Source organism: Pseudomonas sp. P4_D7 (assembly GCF_056401755.1).
This window is the reverse complement of the sequence record NZ_JBFUIR010000001.1, coordinates 155,221-173,094: the sequence shown is the minus strand read 5'-3', so window position 1 is coordinate 173,094 and position 17,874 is coordinate 155,221. Positions and strand designations below refer to the sequence as shown.

12 protein-coding genes are annotated in these 17,874 nt (G+C 60.3%); 3 read left to right on the top strand and 9 right to left on the bottom strand.

The genetic code is table 11. From position 1 onward, the window contains the following. Positions 1–78 precede the first annotated feature (78 nt). The 6 genes from mdtD to betI all read right to left on the bottom strand — a co-directional run bounded on the left by mdtD (position 79) and on the right by betI (position 8,706). Entirely contained in the window at positions 79–1,506 is a 1,428-nt protein-coding gene (mdtD, locus tag AC1DVF_RS00725) for a multidrug transporter subunit MdtD (RefSeq protein ID WP_099757388.1), read from the bottom strand. A 151-nt stretch (positions 1,507–1,657) separates the two neighbouring features. Beyond that, entirely contained in the window at positions 1,658–2,995 is a 1,338-nt protein-coding gene (locus tag AC1DVF_RS00720) for a TldD/PmbA family protein (protein ID WP_477781876.1), read from the bottom strand. Beyond that, positions 2,995–4,437, bottom strand: coding sequence for a TldD/PmbA family protein (locus AC1DVF_RS00715; protein ID WP_186620000.1), 1,443 nt, complete (start codon positions 4,435–4,437; stop codon positions 2,995–2,997). The genes AC1DVF_RS00720 and AC1DVF_RS00715 overlap by 1 nt, the downstream gene beginning before the upstream one ends. A 256-nt stretch (positions 4,438–4,693) precedes the next feature. Further along, positions 4,694–6,397, bottom strand: coding sequence for a choline dehydrogenase (betA, locus tag AC1DVF_RS00710; RefSeq protein ID WP_099757387.1), 1,704 nt, complete (start codon positions 6,395–6,397; stop codon positions 4,694–4,696). A 153-nt stretch (positions 6,398–6,550) separates the two neighbouring features. Continuing rightward, entirely contained in the window at positions 6,551–8,023 is a 1,473-nt protein-coding gene (gene betB, locus AC1DVF_RS00705) for a betaine-aldehyde dehydrogenase (protein WP_477781875.1), read from the bottom strand. An 89-nt stretch (positions 8,024–8,112) separates the two neighbouring features. After that, positions 8,113–8,706, bottom strand: a complete 594-nt coding sequence (gene betI, locus AC1DVF_RS00700) for a transcriptional regulator BetI (protein ID WP_008085771.1) — start codon at positions 8,704–8,706, stop codon at positions 8,113–8,115. 429 nt (positions 8,707–9,135) lie between these two features. On the opposite strand from betI, the gene betT reads away from it, so the two are divergent. After that, complete coding sequence (gene betT / locus AC1DVF_RS00695; protein ID WP_099757385.1) at positions 9,136–11,133, top strand: choline BCCT transporter BetT; 1,998 nt, start codon at positions 9,136–9,138, stop codon at positions 11,131–11,133. A 188-nt stretch (positions 11,134–11,321) separates the two neighbouring features. On the opposite strand, the gene choV is transcribed toward betT, so the two are convergent. The 3 genes from choV to AC1DVF_RS00680 all read right to left on the bottom strand — a co-directional run bounded on the left by choV (position 11,322) and on the right by AC1DVF_RS00680 (position 14,353). After that, positions 11,322–12,500 (bottom strand): choline ABC transporter ATP-binding protein, encoded by a 1,179-nt coding sequence (choV, locus tag AC1DVF_RS00690; protein WP_034153601.1) that lies wholly within the window; start codon positions 12,498–12,500, stop codon positions 11,322–11,324. After that, complete coding sequence (choW, locus tag AC1DVF_RS00685) at positions 12,497–13,342, bottom strand: choline ABC transporter permease subunit (RefSeq protein ID WP_093429887.1); 846 nt, start codon at positions 13,340–13,342, stop codon at positions 12,497–12,499. The genes choV and choW overlap by 4 nt, the downstream gene beginning before the upstream one ends. 66 nt (positions 13,343–13,408) lie before the next feature. Then, entirely contained in the window at positions 13,409–14,353 is a 945-nt protein-coding gene (locus AC1DVF_RS00680) for a choline ABC transporter substrate-binding protein (protein ID WP_007918300.1), read from the bottom strand. A gap of 436 nt (positions 14,354–14,789) precedes the next feature. Between AC1DVF_RS00680 and AC1DVF_RS00675 the strand changes: the two genes are divergently transcribed. Both AC1DVF_RS00675 and gbdR read left to right on the top strand, forming a co-directional pair. Further along, positions 14,790–16,166 carry an L-serine ammonia-lyase gene (locus AC1DVF_RS00675; protein WP_477781874.1) on the top strand — a complete coding sequence of 459 codons (1,377 nt, stop codon included), beginning with the start codon at positions 14,790–14,792 and terminating at the stop codon, positions 16,164–16,166. 542 nt (positions 16,167–16,708) lie between these two features. Continuing rightward, positions 16,709–17,812 (top strand): choline metabolism transcriptional regulator GbdR, encoded by a 1,104-nt coding sequence (gbdR, locus tag AC1DVF_RS00670; RefSeq protein WP_007949927.1) that lies wholly within the window; start codon positions 16,709–16,711, stop codon positions 17,810–17,812. The last annotated feature ends 62 nt before the right edge of the window (positions 17,813–17,874 follow it).

Sequence of the window (17,874 nt, the reverse complement as noted above, 5' to 3'; positions counted from 1 at the left end):
GACTGGCCTGCAAAACAAAATGTCGCGCAGTGTAGCAGCCCCGTGCCACTTTCTTCGAAAGTTCTGGACGAACAGTGGTTAATGTTCGATGTGTTCTTCCGGACGTTTGGCGCGGCGGCCGTCTTCTTTCGACAGTTGCGAGAAGATCGTCGCGGCCAGCATCGCCATGATGCCGACGGTGACGAAGGTCAGCTGGAACGCGCCGAGCACGGTCTCCACGCCATCGTTACCGATCTCTGCGGTAAACCCGCCGAGCAACGCGCCGGCGCAGGCAACGCCCAGACTCAATGACAACTGCGCCACCACCGAGAGCAAGCTGTTGCCGCTGCTGGCGCTGGCATCGTCGAGATCAATCAGCGTCACGGTGTTCATCGCCGTAAATTGCAGCGAGTTGATCGCGCCCAGCACTGCCAGCAGGCACAGCAACAACCAGTATGGCGTCTGCTCGCTGACCAGGCCCATGCTTGCCAGCATGATCCCCAGTGCCAGGGTGTTGCCGGTGAGCACGATACGATAACCGAGCCGCTCAATCAGCGGCCGTGCCATCCACTTGGCAAACATCGCCGCCGCCGCCAGTGGCAGCATGCTCATCCCCGCTTGCGACGGTGAATAGCCCAGCGCCACTTGCAGCAGCAACGGCACCAGAAATGGCAATGCGCCGCTGCCCAGGCGGGCGAACAGGTTTCCGAGAATGCCGACGGCAAACGTGCGGGTCTTGAACAGCGATGGCGCGAACAGCGGGTTTTCGATGTGCCCGGCGCGCAACCAGTACGCCGCCAGACACGCCAGACCAGCGAACAGCAGCAACATCACCCGCAGATGCGGCAAGTGCAGTTCGCCAAGGCCTTCCATGGCGATGGTGATCAGGATCATCGCCGCGCCGAACAGCAGGAAACCCAGGCTATCGAAACGCGTGCGCTCGGTGCCGCGCAGGTCGGGAATGAATTTCCACACGGCGTAGCAACCGATCACGCCGACCGGCAGGTTGATCAGGAAGATCCAGTGCCACGTCAGGTACTCGACCATCCAGCCGCCCATGGTCGGGCCGATCAGCGGGCCGAGCAGGCCGGGGATGGTGATGAAGCCCATGATCCGCACCAGTTCGGATCGCGGATAGGCGCGCAGTACGACGAGTCGCCCGACCGGTAGCATCAGCGCACCGCCCAGGCCCTGAATCACCCGGGCGCCGACCAGCATGCTCAGACTGCTCGACAAGGCGCAGAGCAGCGAGCCGAAGCTGAACAACAAGATCGCGCCGAAGAAGATTTTCTTGGTGCCGAAACGGTCGGCGATCCAGCCTGAGGCCGGTATCAGCAAGGCCACGGTGAGCATGTAGGCGATGATCACGCCTTGCATGCGCAACGGGTCTTCGGCCAGATCCCGAGCCATGGCCGGCAGGGCGGTGTTGAGGATGGTCCCGTCGAGGGACTGCATGAAGAACGCAATGGCGACGACCCACGGCAACCAGCGTGCGGTGATGGCGTCGAGAGGCGGGCGGTTGGGCATGGAACCTCTTGTCGTTGAAGTTAATGCATATCCATTGTCGAGCGCGGTCAGTGTGGGAGCGAGCTTGCTCGCGAAGAGGCCATTTCATTCAACATCGATGTCGATTGATCTACCGCTTTCGCGAGCAGGCTCGCTCCCACAGGTTTTGCGTTTACAGGGTCAAGGTCAAACGGCTCACCAACGCCCCCGGCAGCAACGCCGACGAGGTATTGCGCTGGCTGTACGTACTCGCCGACAGCAACAACTCACGCTCGGCGGTCAACGCTTCCAGCTGTGAACCCAGCAGGCTGTAAGCGCTGTCGTCGAAGCGCATGGTGCTGACCGGCGCCTGGATCTCGCCGTTCTCGACCCAGAAGGTCGCAAACCGAGTCATGCCGGTCATGCGCGCCGCCGGTTGATCCGAGAAGTTCAGGTACCACAGGTTGCTGATGTACAGCCCGGTGCCCAACTGTTTGAGGATCTCTGCTTGCGCCAGATCTCCCGCCGCCATGTTCAACGCACTCGGCATTTCCCCGCCGCCGGCGCCGTTGGCGGTCAGGCCATATTCCGCTGCACTGCGCGAGCCGACCAGTTGATCGCCAGCCTTGCCTTCGACGATCAGGCGCAAATCACTGCGCGGATAACCCTCGCCGGAAAACGCCGGGCTCAGCGATTCGCTGACTTTCTCATCCAGCGACAGCAGTGGACTGAACGCCTGATCGCCGACATACAGCTTTTGCAACGGGCTGCTCTTACTGGCGATCGACTGCGCCGAGAAACCGCCCCAGCTCAGCATGCCCATGATTTCTTCCAGCGCCGCCGGTGCCAGATACGCGCGGTACTGCCCCGGCGCCAAGGTGCGCAGCGGTCGGCCGAGAAATTCCAGTTGCTCGCGGGCCTGGCCGAAGCGCTTGGCGAAGCCTTCGCTGCTCCAGTCATGCCCGGCGTAGCTGGCTTTCACCGCCTCACCGTTGTCGTGGAACAGGCTGAAATCGAAATTGAAGCTGTTGGCCTGATGCCAGCCAAATGCGCCTGAAGAACTGGCGAAACCGCGGCTGATCGGGCCGGCCGCATAGAAGCCCACCAGATCCAGACCTTCAGCGGCAGCGCAGATTTCATCGACAACCTGTTCGGTGTCCGGCAGCGGATGCTCCTGCACATTTTTGCTCTGCCAGCCGTTGTGGTTGAGCAACAGGTACGGATCCTGCGGCAGCAGCGGCAGGGTTTCGCGCAGTTGTTGCAGGCCTTCGGCGAGGCGTTGCAGATCGCCTTCCTGATCACCGGACAGGGTGACTTGCAGGTCGGCGTGGCGACCGTCGTTGATCAGTTTCAGGACGATATTGGCCTGCTGCACTTGTCCGGCCTGACGCACCTTGGCGTGATTGAAACGCACGAACGCCGAGGATTCGGCGGCAAAGCTGAGGGTGAACTGTTCTGGCTCGCGCACGCTGTCACGCAGCCACTCGACCATGACCTTGAAGGCGTCGGACTGACTCTTCGAAATGCTCATCAGGCGTCTCCCCCAAACACATCAACGTTGCTGAATACGCAGGCCGGCGAAGCGTGGCCGACGCGGATCACCTGGTTCGGTTCGCCCTTGCCGCAGTTCGGCGTGCCCAGCACCTTGACGGTGTTGGCGTCGCCGACGGCGCGCAGGCTTTTCCAGAAGTGCGCGGAAATCGCCCGGTAGTTCGGGTTTTTTACCACGCCTTTGAGTTCGCCGTTTTCGATCAACTGGCCCCATTCACAGCCGAACTGGAATTTGTTGCGCGCATCGTCAATCGACCAGGAACGGTTGGTGCTCATCAAAATGCCGTTCTCGATGCCTTCGATCAGTTTGTTCAGAGGCTGATCGCCAGGTTCGATATTGAGGTTGGCCATGCGGTCGATCGGCGGGCGGTTCCAGCCGCAGGCGCGGCTGTTGGCAACGCCATCGAGACCGGCGCGGAACTGCGACAGCGCACCACCCAGTGGGCGCAGCAGCAAACCATCGCGAATCAGGAATTGTTTGCTGGCCTTGCTGCCATCGTCATCGTGGCCATAGCTGGCGAGTTCTTCGGGAATGCCCGGATCGAACGTCACGTTGAGCAGTTTCGAGCCGTATTGCAGGCTGCCGAAGTCGCTGGCTTTGACGAAACTGGTGCCGGCGTAATTGCGCTCGTCGCCGAGGATGCGGTCGAGTTCCAGCGGGTGGCCGATGGATTCGTGGATTTGCAGCATCATTTGATCGGGCATCAACAGCAGGTCGCGCGGGCCTTGCGGGGTGTTCGGCGCAAGCAGCAGTTGCAGGGCCTGATCGGCGACTTGCGGGCCGGCGCCGATCAAACCGCAGCGGCTGATCACATCAGCGCCGCCCTGTTGGCCGAAATTCTCGCGGCCGAGGCTACGGGTCTGGCTGTCGTTGCCATCGTAAGCGGTGACGTCGAGGCCCGGATAGACGAAGCGCTGCGCTTGGCGCAATTCAGCCCCGGCGCTGCTCAGGTAGATCTGTTCGACGTGGGTAATGCCAATGCTCACTTCCCAATTCACCAGGCGCTCATCCTTTGGCACTGAGGCGGATTCCGCGCCGAGCAGCTCAAAACATTCGCTCAGGGACGGGAAGGCTTGGTCGAGATTGGGTGAAAAGTAATCAGCACGATCGCTGGACACCGGCTGATCGCGCAGGTCGAGCAAGGCGTGCGGCTTGAGGCGGCGGGCTTGCTGCTCGGCGCGTTCGAGGGCGGCTTGCAGACCTTGTTGCGACAGGTCGTTGGTCGCCGCGTAGGCCTCAACGCCATTGACGCGCACGGTGAGCATCGCGCCTTCGTCGCGTCTCAGGCTCGGCGGCTCGGCGACATTCTTGCGCACCGACAGATATTGCCCGGACTCGCGTACATACCGCAGGGAAAAAAACTCAGCGCCCGTGCGCAAGGCAGCGAAGCGCTGCTTGAGCTGGGGGTGGAAATCGAACATTCGGGAACCTCCTTGTCAGGGGGAAGCGGTAGAGCAGCGGCGGGGAGGGGGTGAAACGGTTGCGCGAGGTCTAGAGTAGGCCCGCGTGGGGGTAGGATCAAGTGAAGAGGGGGTGTAGGGGGATTTACTGTGCGAGGCAGGAGATCGTTCCCACGCTCTGCGTGGGAACGCCGCCATGGACGCTCTGCGTCCGCTGTGTGACGCGGAGCGTCAGGGGATGCATTCCCACGCAGAGCGTGGGAACGATCACTTCAGGCTACTGAGCAGCCGGGGTGATATCACGCATTGGCTTGCCTTTGACCGGCGCATCGCCCGCGACGTAGTACGGCGCGGTGCTACGCGGCAGCGGCTGGCGGCCACGGATCTTGTCGGCGATTTTCTCGGCGATCATGATCGTTGGCGCGTTGAGGTTGCCAGTGGTGATGATCGGCATGATCGAGGCATCGACCACACGCAGGCTCTGCATGCCGTGCACGCGACCTTCGCCATCCACTACAGCCATTTCGTCGGTGCCCATCTTGCACGAGCAGGACGGGTGGAACGCAGTTTCGGCGTGCTCGCGGATGAACTTGTCCAGCTGCTCATCGGTTTGCACTTCGATGCCCGGGCTGATTTCGCGGCCACGGAAAGCGTCGAGCGCCGGCTGTTGCATGATTTCACGGGTCAGGCGAATGCCGTCGCGGAATTCCTGCCAGTCTTGCTCGGTGGCCATGTAGTTGAACAGGATGCTCGGGTGCTGGCGCGGGTCTTTCGACTTGGCCTGGATGCGACCACGGCTTGGCGAACGCATGGAACCCATGTGTGCCTGGAAGCCGTGCTCTTTCACACCGTTGCTGCCGTTGTAGTTAATCGCTACCGGCAGGAAGTGGTACTGGATGTTCGGCCATTCGAATTCCGGACGCGAACGGATGAAACCGCCGGCTTCGAACTGGTTGCTGGCGCCGATGCCGGTGCCGTTGAACAGCCACTCGGCACCGATGGCTGGCTGGTTGTACCAGAGCAGCGACGGGTACAGCGAAACCGGCTGAGTGCAAGCGTATTGCAGGTACAGCTCAAGGTGATCCTGCAGGTTTTCACCGACGCCCGGCAGGTCGTGAACGACCGGGATGTCGAGGGATTTCAGCAGTTCGGCAGGGCCGACACCGGAGCGCTGCAGAATCTGCGGCGAAGCGATGGCGCCGGAGCACAGCAGCACTTCTTTGCGCGCTTTGGCTTCAACGCGTTCTTCCGCATCGCCGACCAGGTAACGCACACCGACGGCACGCTTGCCTTCAAACAGAATCTTGTCGGTCAGGGCGTGGGTGACGATGGTCAGGGTCGAACGCTTCTTGGCGACGTCGAGGTAGCCACGGGCGGTGGATGCACGACGGCCGTTCGGCGTCACGGTGCGGTCCATCGGGCCGAAGCCTTCCTGCTGGTAACCGTTGAGGTCTTCGGTGCGCGGGTAACCGGCCTGCACACCGGCTTCGACCATGGCGTGGAACAACGGGTTGTTGCCCGCCTTCGGCGTGGTCACGCTGACCGGGCCTTCGCCACCGTGGTAGTCGTTCGGGCCGATGTCGCGGGTTTCCGCTTTGCGGAAGTACGGCAGGCAGTCGAGGTACGACCAGTTTTCCAGGCCCGGCAGTTTCGCCCAGCCGTCGTAGTCCATCGCGTTGCCACGGATGTAGCACATGCCGTTGATCAGCGAGGAACCGCCGAGGCCTTTGCCGCGACCGCATTCCATGCGGCGACCGTCCATGTGTGGCTCTGGATCGGTTTCGTAGGCCCAGTTGTAGCGACGACCTTGCAGCGGGAATGCCAGGGCAGCGGGCATTTGCGTGCGGAAGTCGAAACGGTAGTCCGGACCGCCAGCTTCGAGCAGCAGAACGGTGACGCCTTCGTCTTCAGTCAGACGGGTCGCCAGGGTGTTACCGGCCGAGCCGGCACCGATGATGATGTAATCGAATTCTTGGGACATTGAATGCACCCTCTTTAGATGTGGTCAGGTCGGGCCTGACGAGTGCTTTGCACTCGAATCGCGAGCGGGCTCACTCCCATAGGAGACACTGTTCCAATGTGGGAGCGAGTCTGCTCGCGAAGACGGCCTCACGAGCAATACAAGACTCGGGTCTTAGAACACCGAGACGTATTCGCCCAGCTCGACCTGTACCGATTTGATGCGGGTGAAGTTGTTCAGCGAGCTGATGCCGTTCTCACGGCCAACACCCGACTGCTTGTAACCGCCGACCGGCATTTTTGCGTCGGACTCGCCCCAGGCGTTGATCCAGCAGATACCGGCTTCCAGTTGATGAATCACGCGGTGTGCGCGGTTCAGGTCTTTGGTGACGATACCGGCGGCCAAACCGAAGTCGGTGTCGTTGGCGCGGCGGATCACTTCTTCTTCGGTCTCGTAGGAGAGGATCGCCATCACTGGGCCAAAGATTTCTTCGCGAACGATGGTCATGTCGTCGGTGCAATCGGTGAACACGGTAGGTGCCACGAATGCGCCTTTGGCGAATTCGCCGTCGGTCAGACGGTCGCCGCCGCACAGGACGCGGGCGCCTTGTTCTTTACCCTTGGCGATGTAACCCAACACGCTTTCCATGTGCGCGAAGCTGACCAGCGGGCCGAAGTTGGTGTTTTCGTCTTCCGGGTTGCCGACGCGGATGCGTGCAACGCGCTCAACGATCTTGGCTTCGAAAGCGGCTTTCAGGTGCGCCGGAACGAACACGCGAGTGCCGTTGGTGCAGACCTGGCCGGAGCTGTAGAAGTTGGCCATCATCGCGGTGTCGGCAGCACGATCGAGATCGGCGTCGTCGCAGATGATCAGCGGAGACTTGCCGCCCAGTTCCATGGTCACGTCTTTCAGCGACGAAGCCGAAGCGCTGGCCATCACCTTCTTGCCGGTGTCGGTGCCGCCGGTGAAGGAGATTTTTTCGATGCGCGGGTGCTCGGTCAGCCAGGTGCCGACTTCACGGCCGCTGCCGGTCAGGACGTTGAACACACCGTTTGGAACGCCGGCTTCGGTGTAGATTTCAGCCAGTTTCAGGGTGGTCAGCGAGGTCACTTCGCTTGGCTTGAAGATCATCGCGTTACCGGCCGCCAGGGCTGGCGCGGATTTCCACAGCGCGATCTGGATCGGGTAGTTCCACGCGCCGATACCGGCGACAACGCCCAGCGGCTCGCGACGGGTGTAGACGAACGAAGTGTCGCGCAGAGGAATCTGCTCGCCTTCGATCGCTGGCACCAGGCCTGCGTAGTATTCCAGCACGTCAGCACCGGTAACGATGTCGACGTACTTGGTTTCGGAGAAGGCTTTACCGGTGTCCAGGGTTTCCAGCGCGGCCAGTTCATCGTTGCGCTCGCGCAGGATGTCGACGGCGCGACGCAGGATGCGCGAACGCTCCATGGCGGTCATCGCAGCCCAGATTTTCTGGCCCTTTTCAGCGCTGACCACAGCACGCTCGACGTCTTCCTTGGTCGCACGTTGCACCAGTGCGAGGACTTCACCGTTAGCCGGGTTGATGGCTTCGAAGGTGGCATCGCTGCCGGCGTCGGAGTACGCGCCATCGATGTAAAGTTTTTGCAGTTCGAAACGGGCCATAGTGTCCTCGCAAGTGCATTAGTGGTTGGCGTTGACCACCGCTGTAAGGCTGCGGTGGCGGTTCAGGGGCCGAGCGTTTTCTGTGTGCTCTAGCTCACCTTCTTGGCCAATTGGAAATCCATGTATTCGTAAGCGATCTGTTGCGCCTGCGCCGTGTCGAAAGCGTCTCCCGACAGCGCGCCGCGCAACCACAAGCCGTCAATCAACGCTGCCAGCCCCCGCGCTGCGCTGCGCGCATCTTCGAGCGGCAGCACACGGCGGAACTGGCAGCACAGGTTGGAATACAGACGGTGATCGTTGATCCGCTGCAACCTGTGCAAAGACGGCTGGTGCATGCTGGTGGCCCAGAAGGCCAGCCAGGTTTTCATTGCCGGGCCATTGACCTGGCTGGCGTCGAAGTTGCCTTCGATGATCACCTGCAGATGCGCCCGTGGGCTGTCATCTGCCAGCGCCTGACGGCGCGCGGTGACGCTCTCGCTGAGGGCTGTCATCAGATACCGCATCGTGGCGGCAATCAGGCCGTTCTTGTCCTGAAAGTAATGACTGATGATGCCATTCGAGACACCGGCCAAACGGGCGATCAGCGCAATGCTGGCGTCCCCCATTCCGACCTGATCGACCGCCTGCAATGTGGCTTCGATCAGTTGTTGGCGGCGGATGGGTTGCATACCGACCTTGGGCATCTTGCACATCTCCTTAGGCCTTCCGAGCGGCGAATCACGCCGATCGGATTGAGGGCCAGTCTATTTTGTTTTGATTGAACGTTCAATCAACAAAGAATAAGATCTGCGACAAATCGTCGCTGCCTACAGCTTTTTCCTACGTGTAAGTGGCGATAAAACCGACATCCGAAAAAGCTCGAAACCTGCGTGGGGCATGGCGCGGTTCGCGATTCGATGGACGTGTTGAAAGGGCAAGACGCTCAGGGCCAGGTTTCGGATGACCGTCCGTCCACCTTCGGCCACGAAAGCGATTCGCAGCGCCATTTCGGCAGGTTCGGGCTTTTTTCGGGGTGTCTTTATATCACCCGCCGGTCGGCTGCCAACTAACCGATTGGTCGGGTTCCGTGTTGCCTTGTGTTCTTCTCTCGCACTGCCTGGAGCATTTGTGCCATGAGTTCTGCCTCGCTTATAAAGACCCCGCCCGAGAAGGTGACGGTCAACGGTTGGGTGTTTTACACCTCTACCGCGCTGATTCTGTTGTTGACCGCCATTCTGATTATCGCCCCGCAAGAGGCCGGCAGACTGTTGGGTATCGCTCAGGCCTGGTTGTCGCGCAGCTTCGGCTGGTACTACATGGTGGTCATCGCCGCCTACCTGGTGTTTGTGGTGGGCCTGGCGTTTTCTTCGTACGGCAAACTCAAACTGGGCAGCAAGGACGACACCCCGGATTTCAGTTACGGCGCCTGGGCGGGGATGCTGTTCTCGTCGGGTATCGGTATTTCGCTGTTGTACTTCGGCGCATCCGAGCCACTGGATCACTACTTCAATCCGCCGGAAGGCGCTTCGGCCAGCAACCTGGCCGCGCGTCAGGCAGTACAGCTGACGTTCCTGCATTGGGGTCTGCACGGCTGGGCGATCTACGCACTGGTCGGTCTGGCCGTGGCGTACTTTGCTTACCGGCATAACCAGCCGCTGGCCCTGCGTTCGGCGCTGTATCCGCTGGTCGGCGAGCGTTGGGTCAAGGGTGCGGCCGGTCACGCGGTGGACGGCTTCGGCATGTTCGTGACCCTGCTGGGTCTGGTGACCAACCTGGGGATTGGTTCGCTGCAGGTGTCCTCGGGCCTGGAAAACCTGTTCGGCATGGAACACAGCAACACCAACCTGTTGATCGTGATTATCGTGATGAGCACCGTGGCGACCATCGCTGCCGTGTCCGGCGTGGAAAACGGCATCCGTCGTCTGTCCAACCTGAACATCGTGCTGTTCAGCGGTCTGCTGATTTTCGTGCTGTTGTTTGGCCCGACTTTGCACCTGCTCAACGGCTTCGTGCAGAACATCGGCGACTACCTCAATGGCATCGTGCTGAAAACCTTCGACCTTTATGTGTACGAAGGCGACAACGCCAAGTCCGAGCGCTGGATGGGCCTGTGGACCCTGTTCTACTGGGCGTGGTGGATTTCCTGGGCGCCATTCGTTGGCATGTTCATCGCGCGTATTTCCCGTGGTCGTACCGTGCGTGAGCTGGTGGCCGGCGTGCTGCTGATTCCGCTGGGCTTCACCTTGGCCTGGCTGTCGATCTTCGGTAACTCGGCGCTGGACCTGGTGATGAACCATGGCGCGGTGGAGCTCGGCAAGACGGCGCTGGAACAGCCGTCGATGGCGATTTATCAGTTGCTTGAACACTACCCGGCGTCGAAAGTCGTTATCGGTGTGTCGATCTTTGTTGGCTTCGTGCTGTTCCTGACCCCGGCCGACTCCGGTGCGGTGATGATGGCGAATCTGTCCTGCAAGGGCGGTAACGTCGATGAAGATGCGCCGCACTGGCTGCGGATCTTCTGGTCGGTGGTGATCACCCTGGTGACCATCGGTCTGCTGTTTGCCGGTAACTTCGAAGCCATGCAAACCATGGTGGTGCTGGCCGGTCTGCCGTTCTCGGTGGTGCTGGTGTTCTTCATGTTCGGCTTGCACAAGGCCATGCGTCAGGACGTGCAGATCGAACAGGAGCAGGCGCAGCTGGCGGAGCGCGGTCGTCGTGGTTTCAGCGAGCGTCTGACGCAACTGGATCTGCAACCGAGCCAATCGGTGGTGCAACGCTTCATGGACAAGCAGGTCAGCCCGGCGCTGGAAGATGCTGCTGCGCAGATGCGTGCGCAGGGTCTGGAAGTGCAGACGCTGCTGGGTAAATCCAAGCGTTGCATGGGCGTGCGCGTCGAGATGGAAGAGGGCAACCCTTTCGTCTACGAAGTCAGCCTGGACGGCTATCTGGCGACCCCGACCGAATCGGCGCAATCCGATGAAGCGCGCCAGCGTTACTACCGCGCCGAGGTGTACCTGCACAACGGCAGCCAGGATTACGACCTGATGGGCTTCACGCAGGATCAGATCACACGCGATGTGCTCGATCAGTTTGAAAGCCATCGGCAGCTCCTTGGCCGGGTGTATAGCTAAACCGCTAAAACAAAAGGGGCTCGATTGAGCCCCTTTTGCATGATCGTTCCCATGCTCCGCGTGGGAATGTCTCAATGGACGCTCTGCGTCCGCTGTTGTGGGACGCGGAGCGTCCCGGGCTGCATTCCCACGCAGAGCGTGGGAACGATCAGGGATCGCTCACCGCGATCCCTTTTTTTTATCCCGCCTTAACCGAGATTCTTGCCCAGCAACGCGTGATACAACTCGCTGTCGCCCAAGATCCCCACCACATGATTGTCATCGTGCAGCACCAGCTTGTTGCCGGTCTGATAACGAATCTGCAACGCATCGCGCATACCGATATTAGAGTCCACCAGCGTCGGCTTGCGCTCCAGGCCTTCCACCGCTTGCCCCGGCGCCCAGTTCTGCAGGTTCAGCACCGAACCATTCTGCCGCGCACCTTTGATGGTGTTGCCTTCGGCCAGGTCCAGCCACGAATCGCCGCCCGGATCGAGGCACACCGAACCATTGATGCGTTTGCACTTGTCCAGGGTGCGCATCAGGCTGCGACCGCAAAGTACGTTGAGCGGATTGGTGTGCGCAACGAAGGTGCGCACATAGTCGTCCGCCGGGTTCAGCACGATCTCTTCCGGCACGCTGTACTGGATGATCCGGCCGTCTTTCATGATCGCGATGCGGCTACCCAATTTGAGCGCCTCGTCGAGGTCGTGGCTCACGAACACGATGGTCTTGCTCAGCTTGCGTTGCAGTTCCAGCAGTTCATCCTGCAGGCCCTGACGGATCAGCGGGTCGAGGGCCGAGAACGGTTCGTCCATCAATAGAATGTCGGCGTCCATCGCCAGTGCCCGCGCCAGACCGACACGCTGCTGCATGCCGCCGGAGAGTTCGTCGGGCTTCTTGTTGCGCCACTGGGTCAGGCCGACCAGTTCGAGTTTCTCGTCGACCAACTTCTTGCGTTCTTTCTCCGGACGACCCTGCATTTCCAGGCCGAAACTGATGTTCTCGCGCACCGTTAGCCAAGGCATCAGGGCGAACTTCTGAAAGACCATGGCGATGCGTTTGGTGCGCATCATTTTCAGTTCGGCCGGGGTGCAGGAGGCGATGTCGATCTGACGGTTTTCATGCTCGACGAACAACTTGCCGCGACTCACGGTGTTGAGGCCGTTGATGCAGCGCAGCAGGCTCGACTTGCCCGAGCCGGACAAGCCCATCAGCACGCAGATCTCGCCTTTATTGATGTCCAGCGTGGCTTTTTCCACGCCGACGATCTGTCCGGTCTTCTTCAGGATCTCGTTGCGGGTCATGCCCTGATCCAGCAGCTTGAGCGCCTCGCGCGGGTCTTTGGAGAAGATTACGTCGACGTCTTCGAAGCGAATTATGCTCATGCGTCACCCCCTGCTTTAGCGTCGGGTTGTTTGCAGATACGGTCGAGCATGATCGCCAGCAGTACGATCGCCAGGCCCGCTTCGAAGCCCAGGGCGATATCAGCAGTGTTCAGTGCGTTGACCACCGGTTTGCCGAGTCCGTCGGCGCCTACCAGTGCCGCGATCACCACCATCGACAACGACAGCATGATGCACTGGGTGATGCCGGCCGCGATGCTCGGCATGGCGTGCGGCAGTTCGATCCGTGAGAGCAGTTGGCGACGCGAGCAGCCGAAGGCCTTGCCGGCGTCCATCAGTTCTTGCGGGACATCGCGGATGCCCAGGTAGGTCAGGCGGATCGGCGCAGCGATGGCGAACACCACTGTGGAGATCAGGCCTGGCACCACACCCAGCCCGAAGAGGGTCAGGGTAGGAATGAGGTAAACGAAGGTCGGTACGGTCTGCATCAGATCGAGTACCGGACGCATGACCGTGTAGAACATCGGTTTGTGCGCGGCGACGATGCCCAACGGCACGCCGATGACCACGCAGACCAGGGTTGCGAACATGACCTGGGCGAGGGTTTCCATGGTCTCCTGCCAGTACCCCAGATTGAGGATCAGCAGGAAGGAGGCAATGACGAACGCAGTCAGGCCCCATTTACGCTGAATGAAGTGAGCGAGTAGTGCGATCAGGCCAATCAAGACCAGTGGGTTGAACCAGGTCAGCGCAAACGTCACGCCGTGGATCATCGTTTCCAGTGTCACGGCGATTGCGTCGAAGGTGTTGGCGCCGTGTTGCGTCAACCATTCAACGAAGCCCGCGATGTACTGGCCTAAAGGTATTTTCTGATCAATCAGCATGGTAGTGAACGTCCGCATGCAAGGAAATAAACAGCCCGGGCGGGCGAACCCACCCGGCATAAGCGATTACTGAAGCTTGGCTTTCACGGCCTCCAGGCCAGGTTTACCGTCAATGGTGGTCACGCCAGCGAGCCAGGTATCGAGCACTTGTGGATTCTTTTTCAGCCAGGCCTTCGCGGCCGCGTCAGGCTTCATCTTGTCGTCGAGGATGTTGCCCATCAGTTCGCTTTCCATGTCGACGGTGAACTCCAGGTTCTTCAGCAACTGACCGACGTTGCTGCATTCCTCGGCGTAACCCTTGCGGGTGTTGGTCGCTACGGTCGCAGCACCGAAATCGGGGCCGAAGAAATCATCGCCACCGGTCAGGTATTGAATCTTGAAGCGCTTGTTCATCGGGTGCGGCGCCCAGCCGAGGAAGACCACCGCGGTGTCGCGTTTTTGCGCGCGATCCACCTGCGAGAGCATGCCCGCTTCCGACGATTCGACGACTTTGAAACCGGCGGTTTTCAGGCCGAAAGCGTCCTTGTCGATCATGCTCTGGATCAGACGGTTGCCGTCATTGCCAGGCTCGATGCCGTAGATCTTGCCGTCGAGTTCTTTCTTGAATTTGGCGATGTCGGCGAAGTCATGCAGACCTTTGTCATACAGGGCTTGCGGCACGGCGAGGGTGTACTTGGCGCCCTTGAGGTTGGTGCGCACGGTTTCCACGGTGCCGGCGTCGCGGTAAGCCTTGATGTCGTTTTCCATGGTCGGCATCCAGTTACCGAGGAACACGTCCATGTTCTTGCCGTCGGCCAGCGACTTGTAGGTCACGGGCACGGAGATCATGGTGGTCTTGGTCTTGTAGCCGAGGGCGTTGAGGACAACGGAGGTGGTAGCGGTGGTAGCGGTGATGTCGGTCCAGCCGACATCGGAGAAGTTAACGGTACTGCACTGTGCCGGTTCTGCAGCTTGCGCCAGTAACGGCAGACTCAGCATGGCGGCCAACAACAACGACGGGGAACCTTTCATGGATGGACTCCTTGGTGTTTTTTTTGGCAGTGTTCCGACTGTGGACCACCGCACTTATAGGTTGCGGTTGGATGGCGTTCTGGAGACAGCTCTGTCACGGCGCCTTGCAATCGAGTCATAACGATCATGTACCAGTGAAAATCTGACGCCTACAGGGGGGGTCGTATCCAGTACAGGGATGGTCGCATCCAGTGTCAGTGACGTCGCTTACAGCTTTTTTCAGCCCCGAATGGCCATCTGAACCGCATAAAAACGGCGAAAAACCGGGGCGAAAACGGCGCGGCGCTGGTGGACATGAGTGCGTCGGTGTCAGACGCCGTGCGCTCCGACAAAAGCCTGATGATGCGGGCATTCCGGCGGATCGCAGCTTGAGCGTAGCAGCTCCGCCAGCGGGCGCTTCACGCCCCGGACCGGCATCCTCAGGAGCTCTGCAGCAATGGCTATCAGCGTTTTCGACCTGTTCAAAATCGGCATCGGCCCTTCCAGTTCCCACACCGTCGGGCCCATGCGCGCCGCGGCGTTGTTCGTCGAGTCGCTACGGGACAAGCACCAGTTGGAACAGGTGCGTCGTATAGAAGTGCAATTGTTCGGATCGCTGTCGGCCACGGGCATTGGCCACGGCAGCGACAACGCGGTGATCATGGGTTTGATGGGCGAGTGGCCGGACGCAATCGACCCGTCGCAGATCGGCCCACGTATCCAGGCGTTGCGCGAAACGCACACCCTGCTATTGGATGGTCGCTTGTCGGTGCCGTTTGTCTGGGTACGGGACATGCGCCTGATCGACGAGAACCTGCCATTCCACCCCAATGCCATGACTATCGTTGCCGAGGGTGATCACGGCGAACTGCATCGCGACACCTACTACTCAGTGGGCGGCGGTTTTGTCGTGGATCAAGCGCAGGCGTCCAGCGGCGTGGTCGATCTGGATCGCACTGAGTTGCCGTACGACTTTTCCAGCGCGGTTGAGCTGCTGGAGTTGTGCAAGAAAAACAACCTGCGCGTTGCCGAATTGATGATGGCCAACGAAAAGGTCTGGCGCAGTGAAGAAGAGATCCGCGCCGGGCTGATGAAACTGTGGCGGGCGATGCAGGATTGCGTCGAGCAGGGCCTGAAACACGAAGGCATCCTGCCCGGCGGACTGAATGTGCGTCGGCGCGCGGCGAAGTTGCATCGCAGCCTGCAGGAACTGGGCAAGCCCAATGTGATCGGCTCGACGCTGAGCGCGATGGAGTGGGTCAACCTGTTCGCTCTGGCGGTTAATGAAGAAAACGCGGCGGGCGGGCGCATGGTCACGGCGCCGACCAATGGCGCGGCGGGCATCATTCCGGCGGTGTTGCACTACTTTATGAAGTTCAGTGAAGCGGTGACTGACGCCAACGTGGTCGATTACTTCCTCGGTGCAGCGGCGGTGGGGATTCTGTGCAAGAAGAATGCTTCGATCTCGGGCGCCGAAGTGGGTTGCCAGGGCGAAGTCGGTTCGGCGTGTGCGATGGCGGCGGCGGGGCTGGCGGAGATTCTTGGTGCCACGCCGGAGCAGTTGTGCAACGCAGCGGAGATTGGTCTTGAACACAACCTTGGGCTGACTTGCGATCCGGTCGGTGGCCTGGTGCAGGTGCCGTGCATCGAGCGTAATGCGATTGCCGCGGTCAAGGCGATCAACGCGGCGCAAATGGCATTGCGTGGCGATGGTCAGCACTTTATCTCGCTGGATCGGGTGATCCGCACCATGCGTGATACCGGCGCTGATATGCATGACAAATATAAAGAGACATCGCGTGGTGGATTGGCGGTCAGTGCGGTTGAGTGCTGAGACCGAGTCGCCTCCATCGCGAGCAGGCTCGCTCCCACAGTAGATCTCCAGTGAACACAAAATGTGTGAACGCCAGGGTCCAATGTGGGAGCGAGCCTGCTCGCGAAGGGGTCAGACCAGTCAAAATTGCTCATCAAGTGAACACAGACAATAAATCACGCCACCTTTTAGCGCGTCGCAAACAGATAAGAGTCTTTCCCAGCTGTTACATGCATTCAGCACCCCCTACCGTCCGTCACCCGTGCTTGCGGTGACACTCCCTACAAACTGCGCGCAGGCCAGTTCCCACAAGTGCTACCGATTTGCTCACACCCCTGGGGGCAGGGCGCTCAGCAACGCTGATGGCACTTCGAAACACCTTTCGTCGGACGGCTCGTATAGACACGTCGCGACGTCGTTTTCAGGAGTTATTGAACGGCCATCCAATTTTAGGCATGGCAATTGCTCTGTCATAACAAAGCCCGTCTCCCACGCGAGAACGCTGGCAATAACAAGAGCCTCCGCCTGAGGCCATCACCCGCTTTGTGTGAGGAGATACCGCGATGACGTCGTTCAACTCCGGGGCCCAACCCCAGAACCGTGCGCCTCAATCCATCGGCTTTCTGCTGCTGGACAATTTCACGCTGATTTCTCTGGCGTCCGCAGTAGAACCCCTGCGCATGGCCAACCAATTGTCCGGTCGCGAGCTGTATCGCTGGAGTACCCTCACCGTCGATGGCGGCCAGGTGTGGGCCAGTGACGGTCTGCAAATCACGCCAGACGCCTCCATGCACAAAGCCCCGCCACTGGACACTGTGATTGTCTGCGGCGGCATCGGCATTCAACGCACTGTTACCCGTGAACACGTTTCCTGGCTGCAAAGCCAGGCGCGTCAGTCCAAGCGTCTCGGCGCGGTGTGCACCGGCAGTTGGGCTTTGGCCTGCGCCGGGTTGCTCGATGGTTTCGATTGCAGCGTGCACTGGGAATGTCTGGCGGCGATGCAGGAAGCTTTCCCGCGCGTGGCCATGAGCACCCGTTTGTTCACCCTCGACCGTAACCGTTTCACCAGCTCCGGCGGTACCGCGCCGCTGGACATGATGCTGCACCTGATCAGTCGCGATCACGGCCGTGAACTGTCCGCCGCGATCTCGGAGATGTTCGTCTACGAACGTATCCGCAACGAACAGGATCACCAGCGTGTGCCGCTCAAGCACATGCTCGGCACCAACCAGCCGAAGCTGCAGGAAATCGTCGCGCTGATGGAAGCCAACCTCGAAGAGCCGATCGACCTCGATGAACTGGCGGTGTACGTCGCCGTGTCGCGTCGACAGCTGGAGCGCCTGTTTCAGAAATACCTGCACTGCTCGCCGTCCCGTTACTACTTGAAGCTGCGCCTGATCCGCGCCCGGCAGTTGCTCAAGCAAACGCCGATGTCGATCATCGAAGTGGCGTCCGTGTGTGGTTTCGTCTCGACGCCGCACTTTTCCAAGTGCTATCGCGAATACTTCGGCATTCCGCCGCGTGACGAGCGCGTAGGGTCCAACACCACTCAACAAGTGGCGATGTTGCCGCTGCCGCAGGCCATCGTGATGTCGCCGCTGTCGGGGCCGATGTCGGCGTTGAGTCAGGCGCGCAATGAATCGACGTTTGCCAGCGTAAGGCTCTGATGAGGATCGTTCCCACGCTCTGCGTGGGAACGCAGCCCGGGACGCTCTGCGTCCCAAAAGGC

Excerpts from the sequence above, each read along its gene's own strand:
- mdtD (WP_099757388.1), bottom strand. The coding sequence starts at position 1,506 with ATGCCCAACCGCCCGCCTCTCGACGCCATCACCGCACGCTGGTTGCCG.
- AC1DVF_RS00720 (WP_477781876.1), bottom strand. The coding sequence starts at position 2,995 with ATGAGCATTTCGAAGAGTCAGTCCGACGCCTTCAAGGTCATGGTCGAG.
- AC1DVF_RS00715 (WP_186620000.1), bottom strand. The coding sequence starts at position 4,437 with ATGTTCGATTTCCACCCCCAGCTCAAGCAGCGCTTCGCTGCCTTGCGC.
- betA (WP_099757387.1), bottom strand. The coding sequence starts at position 6,397 with ATGTCCCAAGAATTCGATTACATCATCATCGGTGCCGGCTCGGCCGGT.
- betB (WP_477781875.1), bottom strand. The coding sequence starts at position 8,023 with ATGGCCCGTTTCGAACTGCAAAAACTTTACATCGATGGCGCGTACTCC.
- betI (WP_008085771.1), bottom strand. The coding sequence starts at position 8,706 with ATGCCCAAGGTCGGTATGCAACCCATCCGCCGCCAACAACTGATCGAA.
- betT (WP_099757385.1), top strand. The coding sequence starts at position 9,136 with ATGAGTTCTGCCTCGCTTATAAAGACCCCGCCCGAGAAGGTGACGGTC.
- choV (WP_034153601.1), bottom strand. The coding sequence starts at position 12,500 with ATGAGCATAATTCGCTTCGAAGACGTCGACGTAATCTTCTCCAAAGAC.
- choW (WP_093429887.1), bottom strand. The coding sequence starts at position 13,342 with ATGCTGATTGATCAGAAAATACCTTTAGGCCAGTACATCGCGGGCTTC.
- AC1DVF_RS00680 (WP_007918300.1), bottom strand. The coding sequence starts at position 14,353 with ATGAAAGGTTCCCCGTCGTTGTTGTTGGCCGCCATGCTGAGTCTGCCG.
- AC1DVF_RS00675 (WP_477781874.1), top strand. The coding sequence starts at position 14,790 with ATGGCTATCAGCGTTTTCGACCTGTTCAAAATCGGCATCGGCCCTTCC.
- gbdR (WP_007949927.1), top strand. The coding sequence starts at position 16,709 with ATGACGTCGTTCAACTCCGGGGCCCAACCCCAGAACCGTGCGCCTCAA.